Source organism: Ralstonia psammae, from assembly GCF_958405935.1.
GTDB classification, from domain to species: Bacteria; Pseudomonadota; Gammaproteobacteria; order Burkholderiales; family Burkholderiaceae; genus Ralstonia; species Ralstonia psammae.
Genome location: NZ_CATZBU010000002.1, coordinates 607,012 through 625,231 on the forward strand (window position 1 = coordinate 607,012; position 18,220 = coordinate 625,231).

The following is an 18,220-nucleotide window of genomic DNA, read 5'->3' on the forward strand; positions in this document are numbered from 1 at the left end:
CCTCTGTTTCAATGTGAAACCTTTTTCAGACCCCGTGATTTGGTCGGGGCGACGCTTTTTGGTACATTTCCTCACCTAGCCGATATGCCCTGGCGCAGCGCAACATGACGACCACTCACGCGAACGCCGATCCCGGCGAACTCGAAAAATTCAGCGAACTCGCCCACCGTTGGTGGGACCCGAACAGCGAGTTCAAACCCCTGCACGAAATCAACCCATTGCGTCTTGACTGGATTCAGTCGATCGCACCGCTGGCCGGCAAACGGGTGTTGGACGTCGGCTGCGGCGGCGGCATCCTTTCAGAGAGCATGGCGCGTGCCGGGGCCAACGTCAAAGGCATCGACCTGTCACGCAAAGCACTGCGCGTCGCCGATCTGCATAGCCTGGAGGCCGGTGTTACCGTCGATTACGAGGAGATCGCAGCAGAAGCGCTTGCCGCACGCGAGCCGGGCAGTTTCGATGTCGTCACTTGCATGGAAATGCTTGAACATGTGCCCGATCCGGCATCCGTTGTGCGCGCTTGCGCGACGCTGGTAAAGCCAGGCGGTCATGTATTTTTCTCAACCATCCATCGCAACGCCAAAGCGTATCTACTGGCGGTCATTGGCGCGGAATACGTGATGAACATGCTGCCGCGCGGCACGCACGACTACGCCAAGTTCATTCGTCCCTCGGAGCTGAGCGCGTTCGTACGTGGGGCCGGGCTCCAGGCTCAAGAGATGCGCGGGCTGGAATACAACCCGATCACCGGCCGCTACGCCCTGACGCACGACACGAGCGTCAACTATTTGATGGCCACACGCCGTCCGGCCGAGGCATGACCGTGCGCCAGTTTCCCGATCCGCTGGGCGCAGTGCTGTTCGACCTGGATGGCACGCTCGCGGACACTGCCCCCGATCTGGCCGCCGCAGCCAACAAGGTGCGCACCGACCGCGGGCTCGAACCGGTGGACTATGAAGCGCTACGCCCAGTGGCCTCGCATGGTGCCCGCGGGCTGATTGGCGTGGCCTTCGGCGTTGGACCGGGGGATGCGGAATTCGAATCGCTACGGCTGGCGTTCCTTGCCAACTACGAGGCGGAAATCTGCGTGCGTACGCAGTTGTTTCCGGGCATGGCTGACGTGCTGGTCGAACTGGGCCGCGCCGGCATCCCCTGGGGAATCGTCACCAACAAGTCGGGCCGGCTGACGGTGCCGCTGGTCGCACAGTTGCAGTTTCCGGTGCCACCGGCCTGCGTCGTTGCTGGCGACACCACACCGCACGCCAAACCCCATCCTGCCCCGCTGCTGCATGCGGCCGAATCCATCGGCGTCGCCGCACGGCAGATTGTCTACGTGGGCGATGACCTGCGCGACATCGAAGCCGGCCGCGCTGCCGGTATGCCTACCATTGCAGCCAGTTACGGCTATTGTGGTAATGGGCCGTCGCCGGCGGAATGGCGCGCCGATGCGTTGATTGCCAGCGCGGCCGAGCTGATTCCGCTGCTGCTCGAATCGCAACGCGCTTGAGCACGACGCCCCGGTGAATGCCCGGGCGCCGCACCTTCAGGACCGCCGCCTCCCATGCGGGACGTGGCGGTCGACCGACTGACGAAGTAGGCCACGCCGTGGCCGGATCGACACCAGCATGAGCAACTCCCCCGATTCGCACCCTGACCTGCAATCGAATACCAACGGCTGGCGCGCACGGCTCGATCGCGTGCGCGGTACGGCCGGCTGGCAACGCGCGGCGCAGGTCGGTACGTCGCGGCGGACCAAGCGCATCGGGATCGGCGTGCTGATTTTTCTGGTGGTGTTCGGGCTGCTGGGTGCCTTCGGCGGCCCGCCGTTGCTGCACTATCTGGCGCAAACGCAGCTCAGCAAGCTGCTCGAACGGCCGGTTTCGGTCAGCAAGATCAGCATCAACCCATACACGCTTCGGCTTGATGTTGACCAACTCCACATTGCCGAGCGCGACGGCAAGACATCATTCGTCGATATCGGCCATCTGCATGTGAACGCGTCGTGGAGTTCGGTCTTCCGCCGCGCGCCCGTCATTGAAGAGCTCAGCATCGACGCGCCACACGTGCGTATTGTGCGCACCGCCGAACAGCGCTTCAACTTCTCCGACATCGTCGACAAGCTGACCCAACCGGACAACCCGCCCAAGCCCAAGTCGAACGAGCCGGCGCGTTTCGTCTTCGCCAATCTGCAGTTGACCAACGGCGCGATCGACTTTGTCGACCAGCCGCTCGGCGAGCAGCACAAGGTGGACGGTTTGCAGATCGGCGTGCCTTTCCTGGCGAGCCTGCCGGCCGCCGTGGACATCTTCGTGCAGCCGCTGCTGGCCGCGCGCATTGACGGTGCGCCGCTGCATTTCGCGGGCAAGACAAAGCCGTTTGCCGATTCGCTTGAGTCGAACCTCAACGTCAAGGTCGACGGTCTGGATCTGCCACGCTACCTAGGCTACGTACCCGGCCCGCTGCCGGTGCGGGTGCCGCGAGGCAAGCTGACGACCGACCTGACGATCGACTTCCAGAAACCGAAGAGCAGCTCACCGGCGCTGCGCGTGCGCGGTACTGCCGGCCTCGACAACCTGGAAGTGGTTGACACCAAGAATGCGCCACTGGTGGCCGCCAAACAGGTGCGCGCAACGCTGAGCGACGTGCGCCCGCTCGACAACGTATTCCATCTCGATGCGCTCACGCTCGATGGCGTGCGCGTCGATGCCACGCGCGGTGCCGACGGAGCGATCAACTTTGCACAACTTGGTGGCAAGCCCGCGCCTGCCGAAGCGAAGCCAGCCACACCCCAGCCAGCGCCGACCGCCAAGCCGAAACCGTTGGATGTGGTGGTCACCAAGCTGCAACTGGCGAGCAGCACGGTCCACTGGCGTGACGCGACCACGCAGCCGGCTGCAGAACTGACGCTGGAAGACCTCCACGGCGACATTGGCGTGCGCACCTTGGGCGGCCCAACCACGCTCGATGTGGGCGCCAAGCTGGCGCAAGGCGGCACGCTCAACGTCAAAGGGAACACGTCGCTGGAAAAGAACACTGGCGAGCTGGAACTGAAGCTGGATGACGTAAAGCTGCTGGGTGCCGGCCCCTACCTGCGTCAAGCCGGCGCACCGCAATTGCAGAACGGCGCGCTGTCGGCCGACGGCAAGATTGCGTTGGACTTCGGACCGGACAAGTTCAACGTGCGCGCGGAGCCGCTGACCGCAAGCCTGGCCGACCTGTCGCTGGGGGCCGCCACGGGCAAGGACACCCCACTGCGTGCCAAGCTGTTGCGTGCGGATGTGAAGAGCTTCGACCTGGCCGCCCGGACCCTCGCGCTGAACGAAGTGCGCGCCGATGGCCTGCAGATCGACGCGCTGCGCAAGAAGGACGGTACAACCACGTTGACGCTGCTGGACAGAGAACAAACGGCGGCGGGCAAATCGGCGGCGCCGGCCAAGTCCAGCGCAAAGTCGACCGCACCGGCCGAAAAACCCTGGGCTGTGACCGTGCAAACGCTGAGGCTGGACAACAGCGCTGTCGGCTTTGAAGACCAATCGAACTCGCGACCGGTCAAGGTGCGTGTCGAGCCGCTGAACGTGGTCGTGCAGAACGCCTCGACCGATCTCGGTAAGCCCGTCAACGTGCAGATTGGCGCGGGGCTGGGTGCCAAGGGCAAGCTCGACGTGCACGGCGAGGTGGTGCCGCAGCCGCTGAAGGCCGACCTGCGCGTGAACTCGCAGAATCTGTCGCTGGCGGGCTTCGACCCGTATCTGGACAAGTCGCTGAACGCGGCGATTACGAGTGCACTGCTATCGATGGACGGACGCCTCGTGTTCAACCAGGGCAAGGCACTTACGGTCAGCTATCAGGGCAACGCAACGCTGGGCAATGTGCGCCTGCAGGACCGCGTCAGTTCCGATGACTTCCTGCGCTGGCGCTCGCTCGCCCTCAACCGCATCCAGGCCAACTTCGACGGCACCACGCCGCGCGTGCGGGTGGGTGCAGTGGCGCTATCGACGTTCTACGCGCGGGTCATCATCAACCCGAATGGGCGCCTGAACCTGCAGGACATCCGCGTGCAGCCGACCGAGGAGCGCCGATCGCTTACGCAAAGCGATCCCGCATCATCGGCATCGGCCGCTGCAGCTTCCGCCCCGGCAGCCGCGCCCGTGGTAGCTTCGGCTCCGATTGCGGCGCCTGCATCGGCCGTAACCGTAACGGCCACCGGACCCACACCCAAGGCCGGCGGCACAGACCTGCGCGTCGACGCCATCACGCTGCAGGACGGCAACATCCGCTTCACCGATAACTTCGTCAAGCCAAACTACACCGCCAACCTGACCGCCATCGGTGGCACGATCGGCACGATCAGCACAGCCGCCGGCCAGACACCGGCCGACGTGACGCTGCGCGGCAGTGTCGACGGCACCGCACCGGTGGACATCCACGGCAAAGTCAACCCGCTCGCACCCACGGCCTTTGTGGATCTAACGGCCAAGGCCAACGGCGTGGAACTGACCAACCTCACGCCCTACTCCGCCAAATACGCTGGGTACCCGATCACCAAGGGCAAGCTGACGATGGACCTGCACTACCTGCTCGACCAAGGCAAGTTGACCGCCGACAACCACATCTTCATCGACCAGCTCACCTTCGGTGACCGCGTAGAAAGCAAGGACGCCACCAATTTGCCCGTGCGGCTGGCGGTGGCGCTGCTGAAAAATTCGCGCGGAGAGATCGACGTGCGCGTGCCGGTGTCCGGCTCGCTCGATGACCCGCAGTTCAGCATCGGCGGCGTCATCCTCCGTGCATTCGTCAACCTCATCGCACGCGCAGTGACGGCCCCATTCTCGTTGCTGGCCAGCGCATTCGGCGGCAGCGGCGGCGAAGAACTCGGCTACATTGAGTTCGATCCGGGCACATCGAACATCAGCCCGGCGACGGAGGCCAAACTCGATAAGCTCGCCACTGCGCTCAAGGACCGGCCGGCACTGAAGGTCGACATCGTCGGCCGCGTCGATCCGGAATTCGACCGCGACGGCTTGCGCCGCGAAGTGGTGAACCGTCAGATTCGTGAACAGAAGCTCAAGGACGCAGGGGACGCTGCTGAGGCAGACACCACCGTCAAGCCGGAAGAGGAGAACAAGTACCTTGAACGCGCGTACAAGGCCGCCAAGTTCCCGAAACCGCGCAACGTGATCGGGCTCGCCAAATCGTTGCCACCCGACGAGATGCGCAAGCTGATGGAGACCAACGTACAAGTGACGGATTCGGACCTGCGCGAGCTGGCCCAGCGCCGCGCCAACGCCGTGCATGTGGCGCTGGCCGAACGCGTGGAACCTGGACGTCTCTTCGTGGTGGCGCCCAAGCTCGATGCCGCGGGCATCAAGGACAAAGGTAAGACGACGCGGGTTGATTTCGCGCTGAAGTGACCCATCTGTGGGATAATTCTCTTCTTCTCTGGGGCCGACCTGGTTTCGACGTGGGTTGCGAAGCAGCGGAGGGCATACCGAGGACCCGTCACCTCGTTAATCAATGGGAATGCAATAACTGCTAACGACGAACGTTACGCACTGGCAGCCTAAGGGCCGCCGTCCTCGCACTGGCTCGCTGACGGGCTAGGGTCGAAAGACTAGCGAGGTCATCTACGTCAGATAAGCCTTGGGAGTGTCACGGGCCCGAGGACGAAAACCTAGTGACTCGCCGTCGTAGAGCGTGTTCGTCCGCGATGCGGCGGTTAAATCAAATGACAGAACTAAGTATGTAGAACTCTCTGTGGAGGGCTTGCGGACGCGGGTTCGATTCCCGCCGGCTCCACCAAAACACCGCAGTACCAAAGATTACGAAAGACAATCTAAGCTGTTGATTTGACGGGCCTTCGGGCCCGTTTTTCATTGGTGCTCCGGTGTCGCCGCCCTCCGCTGATCGTCTCTGAAAATCCACGTGGAGCAAGGTGTCAGACTGCTCACCATGCGGGCGCTTCGCCCGCACTGCCTTATACCCGCGCCGGGTCAACTACTTGTAATACAGCTCGACCGCGACAGCGCCGTTGAACGGCCCCACCACAGGCTGCTTGCGCCAGACAAGCTGCGCGTCGAGATTGATGGAGGCCGGTGTTGAGCCGCTCATGTCCGTCAGCTTGAACCAGTCGTTGAAGGCCAGCTTTTCCTGAGTCCCTGAACGCAGGATCGAGATCCCAACGGAATCGTTTTTCTGCGGAACCAGCAAGCCGTTCACGACCGTGCCGGCCGTGGGCGTGAAGCGCGCGTTGACCGTGTATGGCGTCGTGCATGCGCGTTGCAGGTTCAGGTTGACGCTCTTGCTCGCAGCCACCGAACCCACCGTCGCACGCAATCCATACACCTCCCCGAAATCGACCGTTCCCGGCGTCACCGTGAGCTGGGGCGAGCACGGTACAAAACGCACCTTGTCCAGCCCTGTCAGCACATAGTTGAGGTTGTTGGTCGCCGGGATATTCAATTTCCAGACGCCATCCAACTGGAACACGTTATACGTCGTTCGAGTCGTGGCTTGTCCCGATGCCGGCGTCGGGCCGTACTTTTCCACGAATACGGAAAACATCAGCGAGAATCGCGCTCTATTCCACCCGTGGCAGTCTAACCAAGTACATCCTTCATGCGAGTGATGCCCGGTGCTGACCTTGCCGCTCGACTGCGTAATTGTTGTTCCTTGATAGCGGATACCCACACGAATGCCGGTTCCGACATCTACGTTCAAAGGATTGAGATAGAAATAGATGGTCTCCGCCCCCCACGCCTGGTCGTCAGCGCAAAGAACGTTGACGATTCTGGGCTTGGATTCCCAAATGATCGTTCCGTCGGGTGCATCTGCCGGCACGGCAAGTTCGGTGCCGAGCGCCTCGGTAATGATGGCGTTGCTATTAGCGGCCCAACAACTCACCGCAAAACTCGTGGCCGGCAGCCACGCGAGCAACATCACCAGGAGTGAGAGCACTCTCGAAATACTCATTTTGGTTTTCATGATTCAAGCTGGAATTTATGGAAGATCGACTTCGTGCGGAACCTGCAGCCCGACGTCGTTGATCTCGACGAATCGCATGCGCAGCGGTCCGACGGTATGCGTTACGGTTGCGTCGAATACCTGGGTCGCCCCGGGTTCGAGCAGCAGATAGTCGGAAATGGCGCGATGCCCGCCCTGCCATTGCAGATCCAGATCGATCAACGACACATGGAACGGGCTGGCGTTGGTCACTTCAATTTGGTCGCGCTTGGTCTGCCAACGCAGTGCGGCAACGGCATCCGACACGCTGCCGCTCAGGGCGTTGGGTCGATAGAACAGCTTCAGTCTTTGCTTGATCGCGAACTGAACCGTGTTTTGTTGGGTAGGCTTGACCGGAATGCCCATGATGTTCAGGAACATCATTGATTCGCGGTCCGACGGCATCCCCTGGCCCGCATAGAAAATGCGTACATCGCTGCTGCGATCCGGCTCGACCTTGAATAACGGCTCCGCGATCGCGAACGGAATGGCCGGGTCGTCCTCGTTCTGCGCATTGGTAATCCAGCTCTGCACAAGCACGGGCTGGTTGTCCAGATTGGTCACTGGCACGATGACGCTCTTGCTGGCTTCGTGATAAATCACCCGGGTTCCGGTAATGGTCAACGCGGCATTCGCCGGAATCACCAGGAAGGGCTGCAGCGCGGCGACGAGAATGACCGCACGACGCGTAATCCCTCGCAGTGCTGCACGAACGCCGGACCATTCGGTGCGCTGAAACCGCTCGGCCGCAGCCCACCGCGGTCTACTCCGAACTGCGACGGCATCGTGCCGTCCGTGATTTGCATTCGACTGATTCAATTTGATCTCCACTCCATGTGTGCACGCGCACACCGTTGCCGATGGCTCGCTCCCCAGGGTTGGACGCCCATCACGTGTGCATGCGAGACAAGTCCCATGGAGCTGGCAGACGGAGCAACTGCCCAGCAGGCGGAACTCATCGACAGCGGACGACCTGCCGCGCGTAATACACACCGGCTTTCGCTAAGGGCAAAGCGTATGGCGCACGACACTGCCCTTCCGCCCATTTCACGCGCAGCTCGCCCTGGTCTTCCTTGAGCAAGACGAGCGCGTTGCCAGTGCGATCGACAATCCCGAGCGATCGCCCGGACCCGGCATCCTCCACGACTGCGCCGAAAGGAACCGGTTCCCCCGCTTCCCGGGTGAGCGTGAACTGCGCGCGGCGCCCACTTTGCGCCTTGAATACCGCCTCTACGATGGCACCGCGACGCGGCACCACCTGCTTGACGGTGTCGTCCAATTCCACGTCTGCGCCCAAGTTATGCGTGTCGGGGCGTAGAGAGCTCAAGCGGTACGGTTGTGCGTAAGTCACGACCGCGTAGCCGTTGCGGCCGACCTGGGTGCCGCCGTCGGTGCGGACAGTCGCGCCCTTGAGCCCTTCCATCTTCATCAATGCGAAGGTGTCGCCCACGGTACGGCTCAAGTTGACTCCGCCGCCATGAACCACCACGGCGCCCGTCGCGCCCACGCTGGCCGATTGGTAATCGCGTCCGACATTGACATTGGCGGAGAGCTGGCCTGCATCGGCGTCGTGGGCGATGCTTGCACCGCCCGTCGCGCCACGCCCACGGCTGGTATAGCCGGCTTGCATGGCGTACGACGTGTTGTCGCTGACATAGCCGCTCAGGCCGCTCTGGATGTTGGTGCCGCCATTGCTGTCATTGCTCACGTTGGTGTAAGCCCGCGGCGAGCGCATCTTGCCGCCCAGCGGGATCGACATCGTGAGCATGACCTGCGTATTCGCCCCGTTTCCGCCAAAGCGCGAGTCGCTTGTCCGGCTCAGGCTCAGGTTGTAGCTGAGCTGTTTCCAGGTGTTGCCGTAACCGACGCTGATGCTGCGGTTGGAGCCCGGCTGATTCCAATAGGTCTGCTGACTGAGGTTCAGGTAGGCGCTGCCGTACTTGCGGTCGGGGCCACCCAAATCCTGGCTGGTCGTCAAGTCGATGCGTGATCGGCTGCGACCGGATTGAAAACCCGCAGCGTTACCCAGATCGTTGACGTGATCGTTGAAGGTGCGGTAACCGGAGGTTGAGTAGCGATAGGCCGCCAGCGTGAAGTTGGTGTTGGTGCGCGTGAAGGTCTTGGCATACAAGATGCGGACACTCTGCCCGGTATCGCGCTTACCCTGCGCTCGGCTGCTCGATTGGGTCAGGTCCACCGACAGCGCGCCGATGGGCGTATTCGTACCCACACCCACGTTGACGGCCTGGAAGTCCGGCGAGGCCTGAAGGCCACCGGCCAGTGTGCTGTTGTCGGTAAGGCCGTAGACGAGCGAACCGCTGACCAGATTGGGCGACGGGCCTTCGCCACCGTTGTACTTGCCAGCCGCAAAGTTGTACTTCAAACGCCCCTTGCGCAGCATCAGCGGCAGGCTTGAGAAAGCCTGATGCGTGATGTGTACGCTGCCGTCCGCCTCGATCACGGCGATTTCAAGGTCGCCGTTGGAGCCCGACGGAAAAATGTCGGTCAGTTGAAACGGGCCGGGTGGCACGTTGGCGCGATAGAGCACGTAGCCGCTCTGGCGCACTTCCACCACCGCGTTGGTGGCGGCCTGACCGCGCACGACCGGTGCGTAGCCACGCTCGCTGTCCGGCAGCATGGCGTCATCGGAGCCCACTTGTACGCCGCGAAACCGAACGCTATCGAACAGCGTGGCGTCGGAATATTGTTCTCCCAGCGTCAACTGGCCTTTGATGGCGTCAATGTCGCGCTGCACCAGCGTGCGGTTACTCTGGAAGCGGGTCTCGCCGCCATTGCTTCCGGTGAGCGCCGACTCATTGCGCAGGCGCCAACGCCCGATGTTCACCCCGTTCTGCAGACCCAGGTAATAGCTGCTGCTGTCGTTGCCGAAGCGACCGTGGCCGTAGTTGCCGCTGAACTGGTAGTTGACGTAGCCGGCGGTGACACCTTCGTCCCACAAATCAGGATCGACATAGCCCCGTGCGGACTGCGACAGAAACGCCTGCGGAATGCTGAGGTTGAGACGCAATCGGCCAGCGTCGAAATCAACCGACGCCTGGTTCATCAACTGCGGCAAATCCAGACACGCTTGGCTATTGATATCCAGCGCAGGCGTGACAGCACTCAGGTTGACGCCAAAGTCCTGCAACATCTGCGCGGTCAGGCAGGGGCGCACCTTACCTTTGCCGGCATGTTGGTGAAAGTCAATGTCACGGCGGCCAACAAGGTTGCCATTGACCTGGACCTCCACGCGATACGTGCCGGGCGGCACGCTGCTGCCGGAAGAGAGCACGGCGCTCAAATCGGCTGGACGGCCTTGGTCATGCAGAAAGTTGGTGTTGAATGCGAGCAGCTCGGGATCGATCTGCGCGACGAGTGTTTCCCCCTCTGCCGCACGCGCGCCATTCGATATTGCCAAACACAATGCCAAATACAGCGGGTTTGCGCTGGGGCGTGCAGCAGGCGCTGGTCCGCGGATCTTTCTGCTGAACGATTTGGTGGTCTGGCGTTTAGACATCGAAATGCTCGCTTTGGGCTCTGAGAATCCGAGGTGTCACATAGGCAAGCTCCGCTACGAATGGGTGCGGGCTGGACCGATCGGGCCGATCGGTGGGGTCAATTGCCGCCAGCTACCGGGCTGGACGACTGGCTGCCGTGCAGGGTGACGCGGTAGCTTTCGCGGCCGCCGTAGTCGTTGATGACCTCGTAGCGCAGCTCCGGCGCCGCCGTGTGGCCGACGGGCTGCTTGACGGGCACCGTGAACGTGGACCCGGGCGCGATCATCTTGGCGTCGATAACGGCCTCAGCCATGGTGCCGGCGTGGAGCTGGGCATCCACCACGGTCACGTGATATGGACTCGGGTTGGTCAGACGCAGCATCGCTTTGCCAGCGTCTTGGTTCAGTTGCCATTGCAGGCTGAGAGGCGCCTTGAGCGGGTCACCGCCGAGCCCGGCCGGCCGGTAGAACACCTTGATGCGTTGGCGCACGGCTAGTTGCAGAACGTTGTCGTTGCTGGCTGCCTGAGGAATCTCCTGAACGTTCAGCCAGAAGGCCGACTCGCGCTCGACGGGCATGCCCACGCCTTCGTACAGCACGCGCAGCAGTTGCTGCTGATTGGCGCCAATCTTGGCTAACGGGGGCGTAATGGCAAACGGCAGTTGTACGTTGGCAGCATCATCGAGCGGGTCCAACCAGGATTGAATCAACGCATCAGCGCCATCGTTACTGACGACCACGGAGCTCTCTTTGTTCTTGCCATCAAAGATCACCCTTGTCGTACTCAAGGAGATCGTGGCGTGACTCGCGGACGCAGCCAACGCGCACGCCAACGCCGCGCCAGCGACGCATCGTTTTGCTTTCATATCCGGAATGGCCTGCGAAGAGGAAGGAGGCAGCGGGCGCAGCACGCTGCCAGTTGAAGCCAGCCGCATTGGCTGGCGCTTGCTTTACTCGTAGCTCAGCGTGAACGGCAGGCTGGCGTTGGCAATACCCGGCTTGATCTTGGTCGGATCAGCGGCGACATACGCGGCGGCAAAGCGCACATTGATGGCGCCACCCGTTGCCGGCACGTCGGTCTGCGCGAGCAGATCGCCGCTGCCCAGATCGAATGCGTTCATGTTCGAGCCTGAACCTTCATACACGGCAATCCCGACGCCTTGTGCAAAGCCCGCGGACGTGTTGCCGTTATTCACACGCAGCGTCTTCTTGTCTGCGCTCAGCTCAGCGGCCTTGCCTGCGAACTTCATGCTGACCTTGGCACCGACCTTGCACACCACGTCGAAGTTGGCCGAGCCGGAACCATTCGTCAGACGCTTGGGTGCCGCAACCGTGCCGATATCGTCAGCGGCGATGTTGCCCATGTTCACGTTGATGGTCCCGGCATCACCCGTGATGGACGAAACTTTGCAGGTATCGTTCAGGACCGCGCCTTGGAAGTTGATGACGCCTGCCACCGAAGTGGGCGGCGTTTGGGCCATTGCGACGGAGGACAGCACAGACATGGCGGCGCCCGCCACGAACAATTTCGCTTTCATTGACTTACCCTTTGATTGAGACCGCAGCAGGAAAATGCCGGGACTTGGTCGAGAACAAATGCCTATCGAAGAAGGCAGGCGCAAGTATTCCAACCGAGGGTGCCGCGCTATATCGGACTGGTCTGAAAAGCGCGTGAAATGGGTGCATTTCTTGGAGTGACGCGCCTGGGTGGGACGCGCGGGAGGCTCCCGATATCGCTTGGGACGCAGTGACCGAAGCGGGTGGCAGGTTCAGCCGGAAGCGTTACAGCGGCAAGGGTTGAGCACGATGCGGCACCGCTCGTCGCCCGTTACATGAACGGTCCGACAACGGGAGCACGCATGCCGTGCTGAATGCAAGATCTCTGGCCCAACAGAAACGGCGCAGGGCGACAGCGCTGCCGTGAGCGCCGAGCCCGCGACGACGAACCGAAGCTCAGGCTTTAACGTTGGGCGCCGCTCACGCGGCACCGCTTCCGCCCGCAGCCGCGTTGGGCTGGTTCAAAGACTGCAGCTCTGCAAACAGTGCGTCAGTGCCAGGTTGTGCACCGCCAGTTGTCGCCGAAAGCCGGCGTTCGATCTCGGCGGCCACGTCGCGCGTGCGTGTATGCCCGACCACCGCGGCGGCGCCTGCAATCCGGTGTGCGGCGTGACGGGCCAGTCCGACATCGTGATCACGCAGAGCCACCCGGAGCGTCTCCATATCGACCTGCAAGGTGTCGCGGTAGATGGCCTCCAACCCGGCCGCGGGCAAGTCGTGCTCCGCCGGCGCAGGACCCGACGCATCGTTGGCGTGCCCGCACCACAGCTCGATCATCTCGCGCAATGCGGCAAGGCGCAGCGGCTTGGACAGGATCCCGTCCATGCCACTGTCAAAGCATCGGATACGATGCGCGTCGTCTGTCGCAGCGGAAATGGCGACGATCGGGGTGCGTGGGGCCGCGCGCTGCCGCTCGATCTCACGCATGCGCTGGGCGACGGCGTATCCGTCAATGCCGGGCAGGTTGCAGTCGAGCAGCACCATGTCGAACACCGTCGCCCCGAACATGTCGAGCGCGGCCTCACCGGTCCCGGCGACGGCCGACCTGCACGCCAGTGCGTCAAGCTGATGCTGGATGGCGTGCTGCACGGCCTCGTGATCATCGACGACCAGCACGAGCGGACCTTCCTGTGCCTCCGGCAACGGCACGTGGGCCTTCGGCTTGTGCTCGCGTGCCGGTGCTGCACCCGTCTCCAACGGTGCCGGCTGCGATGCCCGCTGGGACGCCCCATTCGCCTGCGGCTCGCGGGTGGGCAGCATGACGGTGAACACGGTGCCGATCTCGGGGCTGCTGCTGACCGTGATCACGCCTTTCATCAGGTCGACCAGTTCGCGGCAGATCGCCAGGCCAAGTCCGCTTCCACTCGCGCCGCGGTTGCCAGGGCTTTCCACTCGCGCGTACGGTTCGAAGATGTTGCGCTGGCGCTCGGGCGGAATGCCCATGCCCGTGTCTCTGATTTCGAGCACCAGCGTGCCGGCGCCAGCAGGCTTTCCTGGCAGGTAGTCAACGCGCAAGACCACCTTACCGGCATCCGTGAACTTGATCGCATTCACCAACAGATTCAGAACGATCTGCCGCACGCGTGTGGCGTCGATGTCCGCAGTGAAGCCGGGCGGGCACGCCATGTCCAGCGACAACGCCAGATTCTTTTCGTCCGATCGCCAACGGACCATGTCGAGCGTCTGTTGGGCCCACAGTCCGATCGCGGTTGGCCGGGGCGCCAGTTCGACACTGCGGGATTCGAGGCGTGAGTATTCAAGAACATCGTCGAGCAGGGCCAACAGGGTCTCGGAGGCTGAGATCGCTGCATCGGCGCGACTGGCCTGCTGCCCCGTCAACTGCGAGCGTTGCAGCAACTCCAGCGACGAGAGGATCGTGTGCATGGGCGTGCGGATTTCGTGGCTGATGAACGCCAGGAACATCGCCTTATCGCGCTCGCTGCGGACGGCGGCTAGGCGCGCGCGCCAAAGCACGTACGCCAGCATCGCGAAGGCGAGCACCACACCCGCAACCAGGGCGACCTGTCGCCAGCGGTAATGCAAGATCGAGGCAAGCGACGGCGCGCCATAGTCGGTCGTTTCCTGCCATCGATGCCGGATGGCATCGGTGTTCGACGCCGAAATGGCTGTCAGCGATTTATCGAGGATCGACGCGAGCACGGCATTGTCCTCGCGCGTCACCATCGCCAGGGCATAAGGACGGTCCCAAATGCTGCCCGAGACGAAGAGCCGGTCCTTGAACCTGCGCTGCAGTTGCGGAAGGATCGACGCATCCGTGCCGAGCGCTGCATCGGCTTCGTCGTCGGCGACCGCCTCCAGCGCATCGGATTCCTCTTGAAACGTCAGCAACGTCAACGGCACACCGCTGGAGCGGATTGCGAGTTCAAGGCCGCCGCCGCCTTTGACCGCCACCCGCTTGCCGCCCAACTGCGCGAAACCGGCAAACAGGTTTTCACGCTTGGCCGTGACGATGGCGATGGTCCCGACGTAGTACGGCGGCGTCGCGAGAAAGCCTTCGCGGCCTGGTGCCGCTTCCTCGTCCTTGCTCCAGTCGGGCAACATGTCGACCGCGCCGGACTTCAACGCTGCGATCGACCCTTTCCAGCATGCGCCGTCGACATATTCGAAGCGCAGGCCGCTCAACTCGGAAACCGCGTCGAGAAAGGACGGGACAATCCCAGCCACCTTGCCAGCGTCGACAAACTCGAACGGACGCCAGTGCGCGTCGACGCAGGTACGGACCACCGGATGCGCTGCGATCCACGCATGCTCCTCGGGCGTGAACACCGGGGTTGGGGCCGCATGGCTGCCCCCCGACGTCATACAGAGCAATACGCCCAGGATCAGCGTGCGCACCGTCGCAGCTAGATTGTTCACATCTCCCCCACTCGCCATATCGGAATCGGCTGCACCGGCGGCTCGCCCGCGCGGTGTTGCCGATCATGTCAGTGGGTAAGCTTAATTCAGGTCCGTAACCGAAGGGAGCACAGCACAACGAGCGCCAGCGTTCGGAGGTCAACACCCAACGGTTCGTCGACATGGCTCAAGCGGCTGTGCGCCGCACGACAAGCACCAGCGCACCGGCTGCCAATCCAGCCAGATGCGCGGCGGCAAGCGGTGGGGCCCCAAGCCACGCCGCAGCATCTGCATTGCCGTCGCCCATCCAGGGCCACAGCGCTCGCACTGCGAGCGCTGCCAGCACCACGGCAGCGGCCGGCTCCTTCGACGCGCGTGGCAGCAGCGCAACCACTGCCAGCCCGTAGAGGATGCCGGAGAACCCCGCGTAGTGCTGCAAACCCGGCATGGTGAAAAACAGCACGAGCCCGATCAGCGTCCCGAGCGCCAAGCAGCAGCGCCCCACACGGACGGCGGCTGGCAGGATGGTCGCCAGCATGGCCAGACCGCCAAGGTTGAGCAGGCAGTGCGCCCAGCCGAAATGGATGAATTGGCCCGAGACCAGCCGCCACACCTGCCCGGACGCAATGGAGGCGCGCTCATAGCGCAGCGCATCGAGCACGGTGGCACCACCCGCCTGCAGTGCGAGCATGAGCACGGCAGCCACCAGGCAACCCGGATGCACCGCCAAGCACGATCGTCCCGCAGGCCGACGCAGTCCCGGAATGCTCAACCGCGCCACGAGCGACGCCGCGCCAAGAGGGCGACCCCTGGGACGAGCACGAACCAGATCAGCGGATCCACTGCTCCGGCCCCCGACCCCCCTGCGCTGACGGCGCCACCGCCAGCGGCCGCATCGCTCTCCGGGCTCGTTCCGCCGTCGGCCGCTGGCGCATTGAGCGCGAGGTCCACGAGCACCGGATCGTGATCCGACGAACGATACGCATCCGGCGCGTAGAACGTCTGTTGCTGCTCGGCGCTCTTGTAGGCGAACGAGTATTCCAGCGCAACGGGCTCGTCGGCATTGATGTGCCACTCGTGCACGGCGCGCACGCGCTCGGCCAAGCCGGCGGTGGCGAGGGCATGGTCGATATAGCCGGACTCGCCGCCGTAGACATAGCTGTACGCGTCCTTGCCGATGAACTTGGCGACCATGTCGGCATAACCCTTGTCGGCAAACCTCAGGATCGGGTCTTCCTTGGCATAGCTGTTGAGATCGCCGATCAGCAGCTTGCCCACATCCGGAACGCCGGTCGGCTCGGTTGCCAGCCAGTCCGCGATCAGCCTGGCGGCGCGCACGCGCGTGGGGTTCCAGCAGCTCTGTCCATCGCCCTGGTCGGCGTCGTTGCCGGTGGCGCCCGTGCAGCCCTTGGATTTGAGGTGATTCACCACCACGGTGAAGTTGTGCGCGCCACCCACGCGGCGGAAGCTGCGCGCCAGCGGCTGGCGGTTCCTGTCGTCGATGGCCAGCGTCGCCGGCACGCCGACGGGCTGCACGGTGCGGCTGTTGTAGACAATCGCCACGGTGATCGCGTCACTGCCCAGCCTGGGTACGCCAGGATCCACATAGCGCCAATCTGCGCCCAGCCGGTCTGTCAAGCGGCGGATGGCGCTGAGATCGCCGTAACCGTCGTTCTCGATCTCCATCAGGCCCAACACATCGGCATCGAGGGCGCGGATCGCAGCAACGATCTTGGCTTCCTGCCGCTCGAATTCAGCCAGTGTCTTTGCACCCCGGTTGTTCGGATCGTCGAAGCCAGCACCCTTCCCGTCACCGTTGAAGTAATTCAGCACGTTGAACGAAGCCACGCGCACGTCCGCCTGCGCGTGGCGCACGGGCGCCCCTGCACGCGGATTGGCGGCGGTGTTGAAAACCGGCGCAGCCGCCCCGGGCACCGGCTGCAGGCGCCAGGCGTTGTAGCGCTTCTCCAGCACGCCCTGCACACCGCTCACCGTATAGCCGGCACGCACAGGGTTGGTCGCAGACAGGCCCGGCACCGGGTAGCGCACGATGCCGGGATTCTGCTGGTTGGAGCCATCGTCGAGCACGAGGCGGTTCAGCGCATTTGCCGCGGCCTGGGCCGCCGCGCCATTTGCCGGCAGGGCGACATTGGTCGGCAGCGGCAGGCGCCCATTGCTGAGCAGGATGCTTCCGTAGCGTCCAAGTTCGTACGTTTCGCTCACGGTCAGCGTCTGCGGCAGGCGCACGAGCATCCCCTCGTACGCCGACAGTGCCCGGGCATCCGCCACGGGGAGTGTCACGTCGACCGGTGTCACACTGTTGCCGCTGTTGCAGCTTGCCATGCCGTTGGTGGCGAGCGTCAACTGCGTCTGGCCATACTTTTCCTCGACCTTGCCGACGAGGTGAACCAGATCGCCCGCGCGTGCGGTAACCCCGGGCGCGTAGATGAACAGACCTTCCGACACGCCGGGCACCTTGCGGCGCTGACCATCGGGCTGCTGCACAAAGAAGCCGCTGAAGCCGGTGGCGCCGCTGTAGTCGGCAGTCACGATCGCTTCGACCTCGACGTTCTGGCCGGCCAGGGGCGACGTCGCCGCGGCACCCTGGACGTCAGCAAGGTGCGTTGCCGGTGCACCGCACAGCGCGGCCACAGACGGTGGCGTGGCAGCGCCCTGCCCGTTGTACAGACCCAAATCGGAAAAGTCGTCGACGCTGAACGCATCCCATTGCACGGACGGATCGAAGGCAGCGGTGACGTCCGTATCGCCCTGCTTCACCGTGCCTTTGCGGCGCAGCGTGTGGTCCTTGGTGCCGGCGCTGGCCGTACCCCAAAAGCCGGACGGCGGTTGATAGCCGACCTGGCCAATGCGGTCGACAACGACGCCGGAGCGCGTCAGCGTGAGCGCGTCGTCGCCGTTGAAGGAGAACGCAGCGGTCTGGTTGACACGGGTGCCGAGCGCGCTGGCCAGTGTGCTGTGGGCCATCACATGCACGGAGCCCGGCGCCAGCTTGCCCGAGAGCGGAAACAACGCCGTGGGCGTACTGCCGCCATTGTTGTACTGCGCGATCTTGTAGACCGACAGATCGGCCTCGACACCATCTGGGTTGTAGATCTCGATGGCCTTGTTGTTCGAGCTGCCTTCTATGTACTCGCTGATGAGGAGTTCGGCATGGGCAGGCAACGCCATGAACAGCACGGCGGGAAGGAGGAAGTGCAGACGCATGGGGACCGCGGGATGGGGGGATGGAATGGTTTCGGCATACCTCCAACAACGCCGATGACGCACGCATGGCGCGCAGTCACCGGTCGT

At 63.4% G+C, this 18,220-nt stretch carries 11 protein-coding genes and 1 other RNA gene; 4 read left to right on the plus strand and 8 right to left on the minus strand.

Annotated features, from left to right (window positions below; translation table 11 throughout):
• The first annotated feature begins 104 nt into the window (after window positions 1–104).
• The 4 genes from ubiG to ssrA all read left to right on the plus strand — a co-directional run bounded on the left by ubiG (window position 105) and on the right by ssrA (window position 5,799).
• Window positions 105–821, plus strand: a complete 717-nt coding sequence (ubiG, locus tag R2N16_RS06595; RefSeq protein WP_316664780.1) for a bifunctional 2-polyprenyl-6-hydroxyphenol methylase/3-demethylubiquinol 3-O-methyltransferase UbiG — start codon at window positions 105–107, stop codon at window positions 819–821.
• Window positions 818–1,507 (plus strand): HAD family hydrolase, encoded by a 690-nt coding sequence (locus R2N16_RS06600; protein ID WP_316664781.1) that lies wholly within the window; start codon window positions 818–820, stop codon window positions 1,505–1,507. The genes ubiG and R2N16_RS06600 overlap by 4 nt, the downstream gene beginning before the upstream one ends.
• A gap of 118 nt (window positions 1,508–1,625) precedes the next feature.
• Window positions 1,626–5,411, plus strand: a complete 3,786-nt coding sequence (locus R2N16_RS06605; RefSeq protein ID WP_316664782.1) for a DUF748 domain-containing protein — start codon at window positions 1,626–1,628, stop codon at window positions 5,409–5,411.
• A gap of 30 nt (window positions 5,412–5,441) precedes the next feature.
• Window positions 5,442–5,799: a transfer-messenger RNA gene (gene ssrA / locus R2N16_RS06610) on the plus strand.
• Between the two features lie 195 nt (window positions 5,800–5,994).
• On the opposite strand, the gene R2N16_RS06615 is transcribed toward ssrA, so the two are convergent.
• The 8 genes from R2N16_RS06615 to R2N16_RS06650 form a co-directional block, all read right to left on the minus strand.
• Window positions 5,995–6,981: a fimbrial protein gene (locus tag R2N16_RS06615; protein WP_316664784.1), complete on the minus strand. Its 987-nt coding sequence runs from the start codon at window positions 6,979–6,981 to the stop codon at window positions 5,995–5,997.
• 15 nt (window positions 6,982–6,996) lie between these two features.
• Window positions 6,997–7,818, minus strand: coding sequence for a fimbrial biogenesis chaperone (locus R2N16_RS06620; protein WP_316664786.1), 822 nt, complete (start codon window positions 7,816–7,818; stop codon window positions 6,997–6,999).
• A 136-nt stretch (window positions 7,819–7,954) separates the two neighbouring features.
• Window positions 7,955–10,417 carry a fimbria/pilus outer membrane usher protein gene (locus R2N16_RS06625; RefSeq protein ID WP_316664787.1) on the minus strand — a complete coding sequence of 821 codons (2,463 nt, stop codon included), beginning with the start codon at window positions 10,415–10,417 and terminating at the stop codon, window positions 7,955–7,957.
• 197 nt (window positions 10,418–10,614) lie between these two features.
• On the minus strand, window positions 10,615–11,361 hold the full coding sequence (locus tag R2N16_RS06630) for a fimbrial biogenesis chaperone (RefSeq protein ID WP_316664862.1): 747 nt from the start codon (window positions 11,359–11,361) through the stop codon (window positions 10,615–10,617).
• Between the two features lie 84 nt (window positions 11,362–11,445).
• On the minus strand, window positions 11,446–12,033 hold the full coding sequence (locus tag R2N16_RS06635; RefSeq protein ID WP_316664788.1) for a fimbrial protein: 588 nt from the start codon (window positions 12,031–12,033) through the stop codon (window positions 11,446–11,448).
• A 439-nt stretch (window positions 12,034–12,472) separates the two neighbouring features.
• Window positions 12,473–14,947 carry an ATP-binding protein gene (locus R2N16_RS06640; RefSeq protein ID WP_316664789.1) on the minus strand — a complete coding sequence of 825 codons (2,475 nt, stop codon included), beginning with the start codon at window positions 14,945–14,947 and terminating at the stop codon, window positions 12,473–12,475.
• A 148-nt stretch (window positions 14,948–15,095) separates the two neighbouring features.
• A complete protein-coding gene (rrtA, locus tag R2N16_RS06645) occupies window positions 15,096–15,632 on the minus strand; it encodes a rhombosortase (protein WP_316664863.1) in 537 nt (178 codons plus the stop codon).
• A gap of 44 nt (window positions 15,633–15,676) precedes the next feature.
• Window positions 15,677–18,133 (minus strand): ExeM/NucH family extracellular endonuclease, encoded by a 2,457-nt coding sequence (locus tag R2N16_RS06650; RefSeq protein ID WP_316664790.1) that lies wholly within the window; start codon window positions 18,131–18,133, stop codon window positions 15,677–15,679.
• Between the last annotated feature and the right edge of the window lie 87 nt (window positions 18,134–18,220).